General features: G+C 43.5%; 13 protein-coding genes and 1 pseudogene. 7 read left to right on the top strand and 7 right to left on the bottom strand.

Features of this window, described 5'->3' with window-relative positions:
* Positions 1-141 precede the first annotated feature (141 nt).
* Complete coding sequence (gene prpF / locus AB8P72_RS06915; RefSeq protein WP_200662232.1) at positions 142-1,395, bottom strand: 2-methylaconitate cis-trans isomerase PrpF; 1,254 nt, start codon at positions 1,393-1,395, stop codon at positions 142-144.
* A 100-nt stretch (positions 1,396-1,495) separates the two neighbouring features.
* Here prpF and AB8P72_RS06910 point away from each other — a divergent pair, with 100 nt between their 5' ends.
* Both AB8P72_RS06910 and AB8P72_RS06905 read left to right on the top strand, forming a co-directional pair.
* On the top strand, positions 1,496-1,717 hold the full coding sequence (locus tag AB8P72_RS06910; protein ID WP_068404729.1) for a hypothetical protein: 222 nt from the start codon (positions 1,496-1,498) through the stop codon (positions 1,715-1,717).
* A 17-nt stretch (positions 1,718-1,734) separates the two neighbouring features.
* Entirely contained in the window at positions 1,735-2,025 is a 291-nt protein-coding gene (locus AB8P72_RS06905) for a type II toxin-antitoxin system RelE/ParE family toxin (protein ID WP_102076566.1), read from the top strand.
* Between the two features lie 110 nt (positions 2,026-2,135).
* On the opposite strand, the gene acnD is transcribed toward AB8P72_RS06905, so the two are convergent.
* The 5 genes from acnD to AB8P72_RS06880 all read right to left on the bottom strand — a co-directional run bounded on the left by acnD (position 2,136) and on the right by AB8P72_RS06880 (position 10,223).
* Positions 2,136-4,769: a Fe/S-dependent 2-methylisocitrate dehydratase AcnD gene (acnD, locus tag AB8P72_RS06900; protein WP_369958282.1), complete on the bottom strand. Its 2,634-nt coding sequence runs from the start codon at positions 4,767-4,769 to the stop codon at positions 2,136-2,138.
* Positions 4,770-5,024: 255 nt separating this feature from the next.
* On the bottom strand, positions 5,025-6,152 hold the full coding sequence (gene prpC, locus AB8P72_RS06895; protein WP_286796953.1) for a 2-methylcitrate synthase: 1,128 nt from the start codon (positions 6,150-6,152) through the stop codon (positions 5,025-5,027).
* A gap of 109 nt (positions 6,153-6,261) precedes the next feature.
* A complete protein-coding gene (gene prpB, locus AB8P72_RS06890; RefSeq protein ID WP_369957540.1) occupies positions 6,262-7,152 on the bottom strand; it encodes a methylisocitrate lyase in 891 nt (296 codons plus the stop codon).
* 407 nt (positions 7,153-7,559) lie between these two features.
* A complete protein-coding gene (locus AB8P72_RS06885; RefSeq protein ID WP_193031177.1) occupies positions 7,560-8,852 on the bottom strand; it encodes an NRAMP family divalent metal transporter in 1,293 nt (430 codons plus the stop codon).
* Between the two features lie 315 nt (positions 8,853-9,167).
* On the bottom strand, positions 9,168-10,223 hold the full coding sequence (locus tag AB8P72_RS06880) for a LysR family transcriptional regulator (RefSeq protein ID WP_201541504.1): 1,056 nt from the start codon (positions 10,221-10,223) through the stop codon (positions 9,168-9,170).
* Positions 10,224-10,480: 257 nt separating this feature from the next.
* Between AB8P72_RS06880 and AB8P72_RS06875 the strand changes: the two genes are divergently transcribed.
* The 3 genes from AB8P72_RS06875 to AB8P72_RS06865 all read left to right on the top strand — a co-directional run bounded on the left by AB8P72_RS06875 (position 10,481) and on the right by AB8P72_RS06865 (position 12,471).
* Positions 10,481-11,533 carry a hypothetical protein gene (locus AB8P72_RS06875; RefSeq protein ID WP_369957539.1) on the top strand — a complete coding sequence of 351 codons (1,053 nt, stop codon included), beginning with the start codon at positions 10,481-10,483 and terminating at the stop codon, positions 11,531-11,533.
* 167 nt (positions 11,534-11,700) lie between these two features.
* Positions 11,701-12,120 (top strand): hypothetical protein, encoded by a 420-nt coding sequence (locus AB8P72_RS06870; protein WP_193031183.1) that lies wholly within the window; start codon positions 11,701-11,703, stop codon positions 12,118-12,120.
* A gap of 39 nt (positions 12,121-12,159) precedes the next feature.
* Positions 12,160-12,471: a hypothetical protein gene (locus tag AB8P72_RS06865; RefSeq protein ID WP_193031185.1), complete on the top strand. Its 312-nt coding sequence runs from the start codon at positions 12,160-12,162 to the stop codon at positions 12,469-12,471.
* Positions 12,472-12,571: 100 nt separating this feature from the next.
* Here AB8P72_RS06865 and AB8P72_RS06860 read toward each other — a convergent pair whose 3' ends face one another.
* Positions 12,572-13,456, bottom strand: coding sequence for a LysR family transcriptional regulator (locus AB8P72_RS06860; RefSeq protein WP_193031186.1), 885 nt, complete (start codon positions 13,454-13,456; stop codon positions 12,572-12,574).
* Between the two features lie 164 nt (positions 13,457-13,620).
* Between AB8P72_RS06860 and AB8P72_RS06855 the strand changes: the two genes are divergently transcribed.
* Together AB8P72_RS06855 and AB8P72_RS06850 are read left to right on the top strand one after the other, a co-directional pair.
* Entirely contained in the window at positions 13,621-14,760 is a 1,140-nt protein-coding gene (locus AB8P72_RS06855; protein ID WP_306495872.1) for an alkene reductase, read from the top strand.
* A 146-nt stretch (positions 14,761-14,906) separates the two neighbouring features.
* A pseudogene (locus tag AB8P72_RS06850) lies at positions 14,907-15,123 on the top strand (hypothetical protein).
* Positions 15,124-15,718: the final 595 nt, after the last annotated feature.

Here is a 15,718-nt window from a genome sequence, read left to right as displayed (position 1 = left end):
CTATTTAATTTGATATTGGCATGTATTAACTGCTTATTATTCATAATAATAAGCGACCACCAGTATAAAGACTTTAAGCAGTATCTTAAACCTTGTTACCTTTAATTTTCTTTTAAGTTCGTTTCCTAAAAATTGTCGTTATTAAAAAGCATCCGCTGGTACAAAAACTTCACCAACCATAATACGGCGAGCAGAGCGGCTCATGGAGACTTTTTTGGCTTGCCAGCGTCCGTTCACGCGTTCGGTTTTACCGCCGACGAGTAGCGTTCCTGATGGATGCCCAAAGCGCACTTCACCTAATTCGCTACCACCAGCTGCTTCATTGACCAATGTACCTTGCGTCGTTGCTGCTGCGGCAATCGCCACCGCTGCCGTACCCATCATCGCATGATGTAATTGTCCCATACTCATCGCGCGTACGACTAAGTCGATATCTGCGGCATCAACGGCTTTGCCACTTGAGGCGCTATAACTTTGTGCAGGGGCAACCCAAGCAATCTTTGGAATATGTTGACTACTTTGTGCTTCACTGACGTCTTTAAATAACCCCATCGCAACGCCACCTTTGGCACGGATTGCCTCTAACTTAGCTAAGGTTTCGCTACTACTATTGATGTCGCCTTGCAGCTCAGTACCGGTAAAGCCCAAATCAGCGCTTTTCATAAAGATGGTTGGGATACCGGCACTGATAAAGGTGGCCTTGACGCTATCGGTATTTAGACCACAGCCAGACACATCAAAATCATCGATTAGGTTGCCCGTGGGGAACATATCGCTTGATGAATCTACCGGGTCGATAAATTCAATCTTTACTTCGGCAGCAGGAAAGGTCACACCGTCTAATTCAAAATCGCCGGTTTCTTGCACTTGTACCTTGCCTTGCGCATCTAAGTAAACAGGCACATGAGCGATAATGGTTTTACTGATATTTTCTTGCCAAATGCGTACTTCGCAAATGCCACTCTCACTACTGTCATCAATACTATTAGTAACTTTATCAGCATCAACTAAGCCCATATTAAGCGCACAAGCACCAACTGCTGCGGTTAAATTACCGCAATTTCCCGCCCAATCAATCATAGGTTTGGCGATATTGACTTGTCCAAACAGGTAATTCACATCGTGATCTGCGCGTGATGCTCTAGACAAAATCACCGTCTTTGAAGTGCTAGAGCTACCATTACCCAAGCCGTCAATTTGCTTACCATAAGGGTCGGGGCTGCCAATAACTCGTAATAAAAAGTTATCACGCGCCTTGCCAGCCACTTGGCAGCGCTCTGGTAAATCAGATAGTTTAAAGAAAGTACCTTTTGAAGTACCGCCGCGCATATAGGTAGCAGGAACTGAGACTTGTGGGGCAAATTTTGGTGTGTTTTCTAAAGTTGATTGGGTCATTTCTTATTCCTTATATCTGTTTATGAGGATGAGAGTCGTTAATACACTATTTTTGTGGTAAAATACCACAAGGATTAATATTTTGAATATGGAGAAAGTTATGTCCACTGCAAGCATACGTCTTAACAAGGCGCTGGTTGATAAAGCCTATGCGATATCTAAAGCACAACATCGTACCCCGCCAAAGCAAATAGAGCATTGGGCTACCATTGGACAAATTATGGAAGACAACCCTGATCTGTCTTACGAATTTGTTCGTCAGCTTTTGATTGCGCAAGCAGAAGTTGATGCTGGTATGGTTGAACCCTACGAATTTGGATAGTTTACTTTGGATAAACAATGACTCAGTCTTTAAGTATTATTCAATCGCATAGTTTTAAAAAAGCCGTTAAAAAATTGCACAATAATCAGAAAGCTGATTTAGATGATGCTGTACGTGCCATCATTGACCATCCTGATATAGGTGTGCAAAAGGTAGGTGACTTATCATCAGTACGAATTTATAAGTTTAAAATGCTAAAGCAGTTAACATTATTGGCTTATCAAATCGATGATGGTCAACTTGTCCTTACCTTGTTAATGTTTGGCCCACATGAGAACTTTTATCGGAATGTTAAATTAATACTTTAATGCTCGTTATAAAGCACTAGGCTCATTATTTTTCATATCTAAAGATTAAAAAGCCGATGCCGTATAATTTATACAACATCGGCTCTTTGATTACTCAAAATCCATGCGGATTACGCAATATCTAGCGTGCCATCGATAAACTCTTTGGCAAAGCGTTGTAGCATACCGCCAGCGTTATACATTTTGACTTCATCAGCGGTATCTAAACGGCAGATAACAGGTGCTTTATCGACGGTGCCGTCTTTACGATGAATCACTAACGTCATCTCACCACGAGCAGATACTTCGCCTTCGATATCGAATATTTCAGTACCATCGATATTTAAGGTATTGCGATTGACCCCTTCTTTAAACTGCAAGGGGAGCGCGCCCATACCGACCAAGTTTTGACGATGGATACGCTCAAAATCTTCTGCAACCACGACTTCAACGCCAGCCAGACGTACACCTTTGGCAGCCCAGTCACGGCTTGAGCCTTGACCATAGCCGTCACCGGCGATGATGATCAGCGGTTGCTCGCGGTTCATATAGGTTTCAATCGCTTCCCACATGCGCATGACCTGACCTTCTGGCTCGACTCGGGCTAATGAGCCTTGGATGACTTCACCTTTCTCGTCACGTACCATCTCATTGAGCAATTTAGGGTTGGCAAAGGTCGCACGCTGGGCAGTTAAATGGTCGCCGCGATGGGTGGCATAAGAGTTATAGTCTTCCGCAGGCAGACCCATGGTATCAAGGTACTCGCCAGCGGCCGAATCGCCCAAAATCGCGTTAGACGGTGATAAATGGTCAGTAGTGATATTGTCACCAAGTACCGCCAGTGGACGCATACCTTTTAGCTTATTCATTGCCGCCATTTTGCCTTCCCAATACGGCGGACGACGGATATAAGTGGTCATCTCGCGCCAGTCATAAAGTGGGCTTAGCGCTTTGCCGGTGTCTTTTTTGGCTTCATCAAACATTGGGATATACACGGCATTAAATTGCTCAGGCTTCACGGCTGCCGCGACGATAGCATCAACTTCATCGTCATCAAACCAGATGTCTTTTAAATACACGTCATTGCCATCCGTGTCTTTACCTAATGAGTCTTTTTCGATATCAAAGCGAATGTTACCGGCGATAGCGTAGGCAATCACTAATGGCGGTGACGCTAAAAACGCTTGCTTAGCATACGGGTGGATACGACCATCAAAGTTACGGTTGCCAGATAGTACCGCGGTGGTAAATAGGTCACGGTCGATGATTTCTTGTTGGATATCAGGATCTAGCGCGCCACTCATACCGTTACAGGTAGTACAAGCAAAGCCAACCACGTCAAAGCCAATCTCTTGTAGCTCTGGCATCAGGCCGGCTTCTTCTAGGTACATTTTGACCGTTTTTGAGCCAGGTGCTAATGACGATTTCACCCAAGGCTTACGCAGTAAACCTTTTTTATTGGCATTACGGGCGACAAGACCAGCAGCAACCATATTGCGCGGGTTAGACGTATTGGTACAGCTGGTAATCGCGGCGATAATCACGGCGCCATCTGGCATTAAGCCATCTTTTGGTTCAGGTAATTTGTCACCTTCACCGTGAGCAATGCCTTTCGCAACCAAGTCTGTGGTTGAAACGCGCGCATGCGGACGCGAAGGACCTGCCATGTTACGAACGACTTTTGATAAATCAAACTCAAGAACGCGTGGATAAATGGCATTTTCCATACCGTCAGCCCACAGACCGGTTTGCTTAGCATACTGCTCAACCAGTTTGATTTGTTCTTCACTACGGCCCGTTAGACGCAAATAATCGATGGTTTGCTCATCGATATAGAACATCGCGGCGGTTGCGCCATATTCTGGGGTCATGTTTGAGATAGACGCACGATCACCAACGCTTAATTGGCGTGCCCCTTCACCGAAGAATTCGATATAAGTAGAGACTACGCCTGCATCACGCAAGAACTCGGTCATTGCCAATACTAAGTCCGTACCAGTAATGCCTTTTTGCAATTTGCCCGTTAACTTAACACCAACATAATCTGGCAGGCGCATATAAGATGGATTACCTAGCATGACGCTTTCGGCTTCAAGCCCGCCAACACCGATTGAAATCACACCTAAAGCATCAACCATCGGCGTGTGGCTATCGGTACCGACCAAGGTATCGGCAAACGCCACTTGTTCACCGGCTTTGTTTTGTACCACTTGCACCACTGGCGACATTTTTTCTAGGTTGATTTGATGCATGATGCCGTTACCAGGCGGTACGACGTTGACGTTATCAAAGGCATACTGACACCAGTTGATAAAGTGAAAACGGTCATCGTTACGGCGCTCTTCGATGGCGCGGTTTTTCTCAAAAGCGTTTTCTTCAAAGCCTGCATGCTCAACGGCTAGTGAATGGTCGACAATAAGCTGAGTCGGTACGATAGGGTTTACTTTTGATGGGTCACCGCCTTGCTCAGCGATGGCATCACGTAGACCTGCCAAGTCGACAAACGCAGTCTGACCTAAAATATCATGGCAAACGACACGGGCAGGGTACCACGGAAAATCGAGGTCTTGCTTGCCTTCAATATGCTGCTTAAGCGCTGCGGTTAAGTCTTCTGGTGGGCAGCGGCGTACCAAGTTTTCACACAATACTTTTGAGCAGAACGGTAGTTTGTCATAGGCGCCAGCTTCGATATTTTCAATCGCTTCACGGGCGTCAAAGTAATACAAGTCTGTGCCAGGTAATGGCTTTTTAAATTGTTCATTCATCGGTTGTACGAGGGCGTTGTCCATAAGTCACCTTTGGCTGTTGGCTGGTTGCAATGAGGCTAAAAAGGGGTAAATTTTTTTAGTAAAAGCGTCAAAATAAAATCAGACTTTGCTAAAAAAACTTTTAAGCATTAATTTTTTAAACATTGAAGGTAGGGATTTGTAGGGCGTGTCTTCAACTGTTTTACTAAAACTGAAGGTGAAGCACACCCTACAAACATATTGTTTTAAGAAACATTATTATTTCAAGACAAATTAACGCGCACTCATCTCTGGTACAGGACGCAATTCTTCACCAGTATATTCCGCACTTGGGCGAATGATACGATTATTGGCACGCTGTTCAAAGACGTGAGCCGCCCAGCCGGTTAGACGCGAGCAGACAAATATTGGCGTGAACAGTTTGGTTGGAATTCCCATAAAGTGATAGGCAGAGGCATGGAAAAAATCGGCGTTACAGAAGAGTTTCTTCTCGCGCCACATCACTTCTTCGCAGCGTACTGATACTTGGTATAGCACCTCATCACCAACGTCAGCGGCCAGTTTTTCCGCCCAACCTTTAATAACGACGTTACGTGGGTCTGATTCGCTATAGATAGCATGACCAAAGCCCATGATTTTGTCTTTACGCGCCAGCATTGCCATCATCTCTTCTTCAGCTTCGTCGGCTGATGTAAAGCCTTCAATCATATCCATCGCTGCTTCATTGGCGCCGCCATGCAAGTGACCACGTAGTGAGCCAATCGCGCCAGTAATACAAGAATGGATGTCTGATAAGGTTGAGGCACAAACGCGCGCGGTAAAGGTTGAGGCGTTAAACTCATGCTCAGCATAAAGAATAAGCGAGACGTTCATCACCTTAGTATGTAGCTCGTTTGGTTTGTCACCTTTAAGCAGATGTAAGAAATGACCGCCAATCGTATCGTCATCGGTTTCGGTTTCGATACGCACATTGTCGTGGGTAAAGCGGTACCAGTAATTGATGATTGATGGGAATACCGCCAGCATGCGGTCGGTTTTATCGTTCTGTTGTGAGAAGTCAGTTTCCATCTCAAGGTTACCAAGCATCGAGCAACCGGTACGCAGTACATCCATCGGATGCGCTTGTGCTGGGATACGCTCAAGGACGTCTTTTAATGCTTGCGGTAAACCACGCATTTTTTTGAGTTTGGCTTGATAAGCATCAAGCTCGCTTTGGGTTGGCAAGTTGCCATAAAGTAGCAAATAAGCCACTTCTTCAAAGACGCATTTATCGGCCAATTCTGACACATCATAACCACGATAAGTCAGACCTGAGCCTGATTTACCGACCGTCGATAGTGCTGTCTTGCCAGCGACCTGACCACGTAGACCGGCGCCTGAAAGTTCTTTCTGTGCTGCCATGCTTAAATTCCTTTTGTTGGTAGCTCTTTTTGAGTTAAAAAATAAAGATGACTAAAAGTGAATAAGCAAAACCAAAGATAGATGATTTTGCTTATGGTTGACTTAATGCTTATTTACTATTGGCAAACAACTTATCTAGCGTTTGCTCAAACTCATGATAGTTTAAGAAGTCATAAAGCTCCATACGCGTTTGCATGGTATCGACGACTTTTTCTTGCGTGCCATCATCAAGCAGATGCTGATAAACGTTTAATGCCGCTTTATTCATCGCACGAAACGCTGACAATGGATAAAGTACCATATCAACCCCAACCGCATATAACTGTTCGGTAGTATAAAGGTCGGTTTGACCAAACTCAGTCATATTGGCAAGGACTGGAATATCGAGTACATCGGTAAACTTACGGTACATCTCGATATCCGTCAATGCTTCTGCAAAAATCATGTCAGCACCAGCTTCTTGGAAAGCAACCGCGCGCTCAACCGCTGCATCAAGACCTTCAACAGATAGTGCGTCTGTACGAGCCATGACCACAAAGTCTTTATCCGTTTTGGCATCAAGCGCCGCTTTTAGGCGATCAACCATCTCAGAGATACTCACGATTTCTTTATTTGGACGATGACCACAGCGTTTTTGCGCAACTTGGTCTTCGATATGTACCGCTGCAACGCCTGCTTTTTCCATTTTCTTAATGGTTTGAGCGATGTTAAATGCGCCGCCAAAGCCGGTGTCGATATCGACCAATAATGGCGTATCAACCGCATCGGTAATACGGCGCGCGTCTTCTAAAACGTTATCAAGGCTGGTCATACCTAAGTCCGGCAGACCAAATGAGGCATTGGCCACGCCAGCACCAGAGAGGTATAACGCTTGATGACCGACTTGGGTTGCCATCATCGCCGTATAGGCGTTAATCACGCCAGCAATCTGTAGCGGTTGGTTGTTATCGTTTTTTTGTTTCATTGCACTGCGAAAGCGAGCGCCAGCTGATAAAGTCATGTCGTAGTCCTTACGTGGAGGGATAATCTTATTAATATGAGGCAAGGTGTTATTGTTGTGCCTGATTATACCCAATTATCCATGATTACAAAGCGGTGTTTTATATCAACTCATTAGTAATAATTAATATAATTAGTAGTATAGTTAAATTCATTCATATTAAGAATAGCTATATCCATTTTTTAGAGATTTACTGAGATTACTATTCATATTGCTAAAGTTAAAAAAATCTTAGCCATACTATTATTTACATTTAGTTACAAATAGCTTGGTTTTTTAATCTGCTTATTCCTTTGGCAATAAATAATAAATGAGAGGGCTTATAAATAAAAAGCCCTGATAGCTAAGCTAAAAGGGCTTTTATGATAAAAGGCTTTCTAAGTACTTTTAATCAAAGTTAACCAAATTTAACCAAGGAATCCTGCAAGATTGGCTAGGAACAATAGCGCAAAACCTGCTAAGAATATCAGCCCTGCAATGGATAAGGCATTCATACCGGCTGATATTTTTTGATGACTGCGTACCAGTGAGTAGTTGAGCCAACCAAAGATAGGCGCAGAGACAAACGCCGATATCATGGCAAATTTCAGCATTGAGCCTAATTGTCCGGTAAAGAAGGTGATAATCACCAGTCCGCCACCAATCGCATAAGTGGTCCAAAAAGCGATTTGCTTCTTATTAATTTCGCTTTGACCTTTAATCAAACGCCAGCATTCGGCATTGGCACGGCCATAGCCATCAGCACAAGTAATGGTAGTACCAAACATACACATAAAGGCGACGAACGCGACCAGTAGTCGTGACCATTCACCAATGGTTGCCGTATACATATTTATCAGCTGGTTGATATAAGCGCCACCAACCAATTCAATCTCTTGACCTGAACCATACTGGACAAACACTCCTAACGCTAAGAAAAACAGCGCTAAAATAGCCGAGACCGCATAGCCAACGTTAAAGTCCAATAAGCCTTGGCGATGCGTAGTGTTATCAGCTTTTCTTTTTGCTGAGGTCCACATCGAGGTAATAGCAGCAAATTCAAGCGGCGCTGGCATCCAGCCCATCAGTGCCACAATGAAACCTAAAGTTGCAAGATTCCAAGGAGAGGCGGCAACAAAATCCACCGCCATAACCGTTGGCTTGCCCGCGGCAATCACGACCGCTGCTACCGTGGCTGACGTCAGGGCAATCATAATCCACTTAGTCACGCCATCGAGCAGCTTATAATGACCGGCAATCAAAAAGAACCATGAGACCGCAACGATGATTAAAGCCAAGCTCATGGTGGATAGACCAAGAGAGGCGGGTAGCATAAAGCCCAATATCACCGCTGCAATCAAGGATACCGCACCGGTACTAATCACCGCTGATAGGATAGAGAGGAGAAAGTAAATCCAAAGATAGGCTTTTGAGCGTTTGGCATAACCTGCGATTAAGCTCTCGCCGGTGTCATAAACGTAATCGGTACCGAAGCGAAAAAACGGGTACTTAAACACGTTAGCCAGAATAATCATAATCGCCAGCTGCCAGCCATAAAGTGCACCAGCCTGTGTCGACGAAATCAGATGCGAGCCACCGATAGCAGCGGTCGCCATTAAGATACCGGGTCCAAAAATCCGCCAGCTAAATCCTTCTTGCTGCGCGGTCACGGTAGCGCCATCGTCCGTGGCGCTCGGGTTGTTGAGTGGTTGTGTGGTCATGAATACCTCGAAATGGTTAAAACGGCAAATTATCACTTACCTGTGTCAGCTTGCCAATGATCATGAGAGAAACGATTTATCAGATATCTAAATATAAAACGATTCGTCTTGTCTCGACTTTAGCATAATGCTGCTAGACAGGATAATGATTATTCTAATTATTATTACTAATAGTTTGCATGCCCATTCTCGATAGTTAGCATAATAAGTTATGAATATCAAGGGTTTTGAGCAGGTATTTTTTGCCGGTTCTTTATAACACAATACGCCGCCGATATCTGCCATTTGGCGCTATTTAGAGCGGTTTAATGCGCTTTAACGCTGTAAGGTAAAGCTTTGCTTGCGATAAGTGATACCGCGGCGCTCATATACCTGATAAATCGCGCTCAGCAGGTCAGGGATTTTAGGGTGAACAAAGTCTTTGAGGGTATGTAGGTAAATAGGAGAGGTGGCGTTTTCATGCAGCAGGCGTCGATAGACTATTTGCTCGGTGCGCACCGTTTTTAAGCTGGCAGGTACCAAGGTGATACCTTCGCCCGCGGCAACCAAGCCAAGCGCCACTTGTAAATCACTGACGGTGGTGGTCATAAAGGGCGAGATGCCATATTGGGCAAACAGATGTAGCAAGGGTTCGGTCACCGGTTCAAGAGAAGGCTGCTCGTTAGATGACTGTTTATGTCGGCTGCTGCTTTTATCGTTAGCAGAGATATGGTTAGTGGGGTTATTAGTGGAGTTGCTAATAGGCGTATTAATAGGTTGGGTGGTCGTTGATATAGGTAGGTGGGTTTGATGATATAAAATCAAACGGTTATTTGCCAGATCAATCAGACGTTGCTCATCAATATGAGCAAGCGCATGCGCTTTAGGAAGCGCCACCATATAACGCTCATGACGCAATAATATTTGCTGAATCCATGGGTCTTGATGGGCAAAGCGCCCAAACCCTATGTCAATCTCACCGGTTTTTAAGGCTTCAATTTGCTGATAGGAGCTGATGTCCTTGAGATTGACCTCAATATCAGGATTGGACTGTTTTAGCTTAGCGATGACTTCGGGTAATAAGCCGTACAGCACCGATGGCACAAAGCCAATATTTAAGGCAGTACTTGGCGCCGATAAGCGCTGCGTCATGCTAGTAACCGTATCAATCTCTGTCAGAATGGCGCTGATTTTATCGTAAAAGAAGACACCCGCTTCTGTCAGATGTAGCGGTCTATGATAACGGTCAACCAATTCTACCCCCATGTCGGTCTCAAGCTGTTTGAGCAGCCGGCTGAGCGTCGGTTGTGACAGCCCTGTTTTAGTGGCAGCGGCGCTAAAACTTCTTAAGTCAGCGATAGCAATAAAAGCATTGAGCTGTTTTAAATCCATATTGTGATGCCCATCTGTCTATGACGCTTATTTAACCGGATATGTTGGCTATTTTATATAAATAGGAGGAACAAGCGTAAAATTATACTTGAAGGAGAGCAGGCGACCCACTATATTGTGTGGTAACGATAGTGTTACAATTTAGCAAACAATTGATGTAAATTAGCCATACCAACAAAACGTGCAAACAAGCTGTATTTACCCTCATTCTAGCAATTTTCTATTTTTCGTGGCATTAACTGTTCTGGTATCACTTCATGAGCGATAAAAAAAGCAACCAAAGTGCGGATTTAGAGGCCAATTTAGCGAAAATTGCTAATGCTAAGCCACGAAGACGCTCTCGTAAAGACAACATTTATGAGCGCTTTATCACGCGTGTCGAAAATGTAGACAGCAGCGATAATAATACCCATCGCGAACAAGCGAATGTCAACGACGGCAAGCTTGCGCCATTAAAACCGCTAAAAAACGCCGATAAGCTGTCATCATATGAGCCTTTGAGCGCCGCAGAGCTGGAATTATTTGCTAGCCAGCAAGATGAGTTGCGACAACAGAAGAGCAGTCTACAGGGAACGAATGCCACAAGCACGGGTGTTAATTTAGACTTTTCCGATGAAAATGAGAGTTTGGGTAAAAGTCGTGTAGCAATAGCTGATATAAATGACTCATCAAATACTGAAGCAGATGATGACTATGCAGACGAGGCTAATAATACTATTGCCAGAGAGGCATCTTCGTTTTCTAGTACAGCGCCTTTAAATGATGCAAATCGCATTTCTGAAAGCTATGAGAAAAACGAAAGTATTGATATTAAAAGTCTTGATATCGACGATATAGCCACACAAAGCTCGACTATATTAATCCCAGCAAAAGATAAGAAGCTGGCAAGCAGCAAAAAACCGCTTATCATTGGGATGATAGTTGGCTCATTATTGATTGCGGCGGTCGTATTGACCCTTATCTTTACCGGCTTCTTATCAACCAACACATCGACTGAGCCGGCGCTACCTATTAATGCTGGCACGCCTAAAAGTAATAATGACAGCAGTGGCAATAAGGTAGCTACAGCAAGTAATACGGCTGAAGCTAGCAATCAGTCGACCGTAGATGCTCAAACCAGTGTACCAAGCACTGGCAATAAAGACCTTGATAATAAAAATACTGCCAAGAATACACAAGGTGCCGATGGTCAATCTACCGCCGCCACGACCAATAATTCAGAAAATGAATCGGCATCTGAGCCAGCTATTACATACGAGGATTTTAGAGAAGAGTCACAAAGTACGTTATTTCGTGAGACTAACGATTAAGAAGGTTTAATATACTAAAAAGGCATTAAATCTGTGCTTTTATACCGTTTATCCGCTAATCCTAGCGCTCATACCAAAAACCGTTGCATCGTGTCATAGGTTACGTATCATCATATAAAGATGCGGATATATACCGCTCATCATATATATGGATACGGTACTGACTTATGAGCCCCTCAAGTAATGACATAAATCCTGATACCGCTACAAAGCTGCCTACCAATAGCCTTAACAGTGATGATGTTATCTTGAATATTGAGGGTCGAAAGCGTATGCGTCGGCCCTATGAGCGCTACATGCAGCAGCAAGCCATGCAAAAATCGTTAGAGAATACTAGAGATGATGCGAATACCTTGCATGAGCAGAGCGAGAACCATCAATCCTCAGATATCATTCATTCTAACGAAACAGTCACCTCTCACCAATCAACCTCTCCATTTTGTGCTGACACCGCTAAACCTACAAAGAAACCTAGAAAGAGTAGCTCGCTTAATCATGCCAAGTTTCTCAGTGTCATGGCTATCTTTTGCGCTGTCTTCTTGCTTGCCGTATTTGCCTTCAATTACTTACTCTCAAAAAATTCTTAGGTACCACTAGGAGTTAACAGCGCGTCAGTTGCTAAGCAAATGAATGCAGACTTAGTAACCGACCCTAATTCTATTCCTACTTTCATTGCACCACGAGATGAGACAAAAAATGAAAGGCAAAATGGTAATGAGCAAATCAATACTATGAAGGCTATAAATGCTATAAAAGTTAAAACAACGCTTAGTGAGCATGATTTTAGACAAGAGGCGCAGAATACCTTATTCCGTGACTCAGAAAAACAGGCCAGCCAGAAGCCTGATATTGCGACTCAGCCAGAAATCAACCCACAGGATTTTAAAGCAGAAGCTAAGAGCATCTTATATCGAGATGAGATTAAAGCAGGTAAATAATCTGAGACGGTCTTAATTTCAACGCCTGTCAGTGTTGCATAAGATATGAGTTTAGTCTAAATACTCAATAAGATAGCTTTAATATTGACTAATCCTATAACTATAAATTTCGTAATTGCTCAATTAACCAGCGATGTATACCACTGTCGCTGGTACGTGGATGCCATGCTGCGATTACCTTAAAGGTAGGCGGCAATGCTTCGATTTCAATCTCTTTGACTTTATTATTTGGTAATAGTCGCGCAGGGTAAAAGGCAATCATGTCGGTGGTGTGTAGGATATCTGGCACGGCTGAAAAGCTAGGAACTGACATCACAATATGGCGTTTAAGCCCTTTTTCTGCAAACCATTGATCATGCGATCCGCGCAAATTGGCACGCGAAGGCGATACCACCAGCTGCGGGTGTGCGGCAACTTGCGCCAGTGTGAATATCTCTGTTGCAAAGGTGTTTTTGTAACCCGTCACACATAAATGCTGTTCTTCAAATAGCGTCACATACGATAAATTATCAGGGATAAACTCTGGAAAAGTAATCAGCAAATCAAGTTCACCTGCCGCAATAAGCTGATTGATATTGTCTGAGGCAAAATCTCTCACTATCAGCTTTAAATGAGGCGCTTCACGGCGTGTGATACTAAATAACTGCGGCAATAATGCCTGCGTAGCATAGTCGGTTGCACTAATCGTAAAGACGCCTTTATAGGTTTGCGGCGTAAACACTTCTGGCTCTAACAATACTTCCAACTGTTTTAATATCTCGTCAATCGGTTGCCGCATCGCTAGTGCTTTTGGTGTTGCCACCATGCTATTACCTTGACGAATAAACAAACGATCATCAAACAAATCCCGTAGCTTACGCAACTGCTCACTAATCGCTTGTTGCGTCAGTCCCATTTTGCGCGCAACTTGCGAGAGATTTTTTAGATCAAGTAGTGCCTGCAATACTCTAAGCTGCTTGATATCTAGCCGATTCATACCATTCATAACACTTACCATTAATAGTTGTACCCTAAACAAGAAAGGCTTGTTTCTAATTGTACCTATAAAACTCTATGCTAACCAACATTACTTAAGCAGCCCATTAAACCTAAAAATAGATTCAGTGGCTCAAAAAATAAGCCTATCCGTTTGCTTTAAAAGAGAGTGTTATGAAACAAGCTATGCCAAATACCAGTGCGTTATTTTCATCTGTACAACTTGGACCTTATACCCTTAAAAACCGTATCGTGATGCCGCCTTTGACGCGCTCTCGTAGCACGCAACCTGACAATATCCCTAATGATTTAATGGCAAGCTATTATGCACAGCGCGCCTCAGCAGGTTTTATGGTAACTGAAGGTACGCAGATTGAGCCACGAGGCCAAGGCTACGCGTGGACGCCGGGTATTCATTCGCAAGCCCAAATTGAAGGCTGGAAAAAAGTTACGCAAGCAGTACATGCTAAAGGCGGTATTATTTTTGCTCAGTTATGGCACGTTGGCCGCGTATCTCATACCAGCTTACAACCAAACCAAGCTCAGCCTATCGCTCCATCTGCCATTACTGCCACTAACGTCAAAGTATTTATTGAGACAGGTCCAGGCGAGGGCGCTTTAGCCGACCCAAGTGAGCCACGGGCACTGAGCACAGAAGAAGTGGGTGAATTGGTCGCTATGTATGCACAAGCCGCGCGCAACGCACTAGAAGCAGGTTTTGATGGGGTAGAGCTACACTGTGCCAATGGCTATTTGGTGAATCAATTTATCTCTGAGCATAGCAATACACGTGATGATCAATATGGTGGTTCGTTGACCAATCGTCTGCGTTTTTTAAAAGAAGTGGTCGCTGCCGTCAGTGATGTGGTTGGTGCTGATCGTTTAGGCGTACGTTTTGCGCCTTTATTTGCCAGCACGGATGAAACTCGTGTGTATCTAGGCTTAGTAGAAGCAGACCCGCATCATACCTATATTGAAGCGATTAAAGTACTTGAACAGGCGGGCATTGCTTACTTATCCATTGCAGAGGCTGATTGGGATAATGCGCCTGATTTGCCAGAGCCTTTTTATCAAGCGGTCAGAGCTGAGTTTTCAGGACGTATTATTTATGCCGGTAAGTACACTGTGCAGAAGTCGGTCGATATATTATCTAAAGGTTATGGGGATTTATTTGCTTTTGGTCGTCCTTTTATTGCTAATCCCGATTTACCTGAACGCATAGCCAATCATTGGCCACTCAATGAGGCAGATCCTGCCACGATGTATGGTGGCACTGCCATTGGCTATAGTGATTATCCTCGCTATCAAGAATAGTCAAAAAGTAGTGCATAAAACAAGGTCGATCACGGCCTTGTTTTCACCGCAGCAAGCGATCGGTATAAGCGGTGCGATGACACTGTAAAAATGCACATAATTCTAAAGATATTTTATTTGTCAGTATTTATCAGTTGGTAGACGCAATGAATAAAAGTTTGAAAGACAGACTGATACGCATATTAGTAGGATATGTCGGACTTTATCCGACGCTCTTAATCGTATTAACGTTATTAAAGCCTGTGAACTCATGGTCTAAGTCTGCCAGTGGTGGTATTGATTGAGACCATAATACTCGTGCCGTTGACGCAGATGGTGTCATTCCCACTAGCAGGCTGGCTCATTGAGCGTTTAAGAAGGTAGCAGTTGTTGCTCTTTGCCTAGTTTGGATATGGGTTTTTAATATTATTGATTGAGATGATAAATGATTGATGGAAGGGGTCGGTTTATAAACCAGATAAATAACTTATCTAGATTTCAGCCGAGCATTCATAGCGCAATAAAATAATAATCTAAAACCCATGCTATCAGTGACTCTAAAACAGCCTATTTAACTTATGGCTACCTAAATTTAGGTTCACGATTTAAAAGAGTTAATTTTCTATTAAAAACAATGACCTATAGTTAATATAAAAATAAGTGGTTCATGAACCTTGGTATGTGACATAGCCTGAGTACAACAACTTTAATTTAAACTATTAGGAGTCTCAACTGAGACACTGAATTACGCTAAAAAATCAAGATGATCGTTCATTCATTCTCCTAGCTTTTTTATTTAAGGGGGTTTTTCATTACAAAATGAGAAAACCAGCCATACTGAAAAAGTAGCGATATTAGCACAATTCTTGCTGATTGCTTCTTGGTTAGAGTGAATAAATCATCATTTATATCAATGAATTATACTTCTGATTCTTCAGTAGATACTTGAAATGAGTATTTGAGTTTTTCATACATGGCA

The sequence above is a fragment of the Psychrobacter sp. CLB018 genome, assembly GCF_041222815.1.
GTDB classification, from domain to species: Bacteria; Pseudomonadota; Gammaproteobacteria; order Pseudomonadales; family Moraxellaceae; genus Psychrobacter; species Psychrobacter faecalis.
Note: the sequence above shows the minus strand (reverse complement) of the source record. Positions and strands in the feature narration are given on the sequence as shown.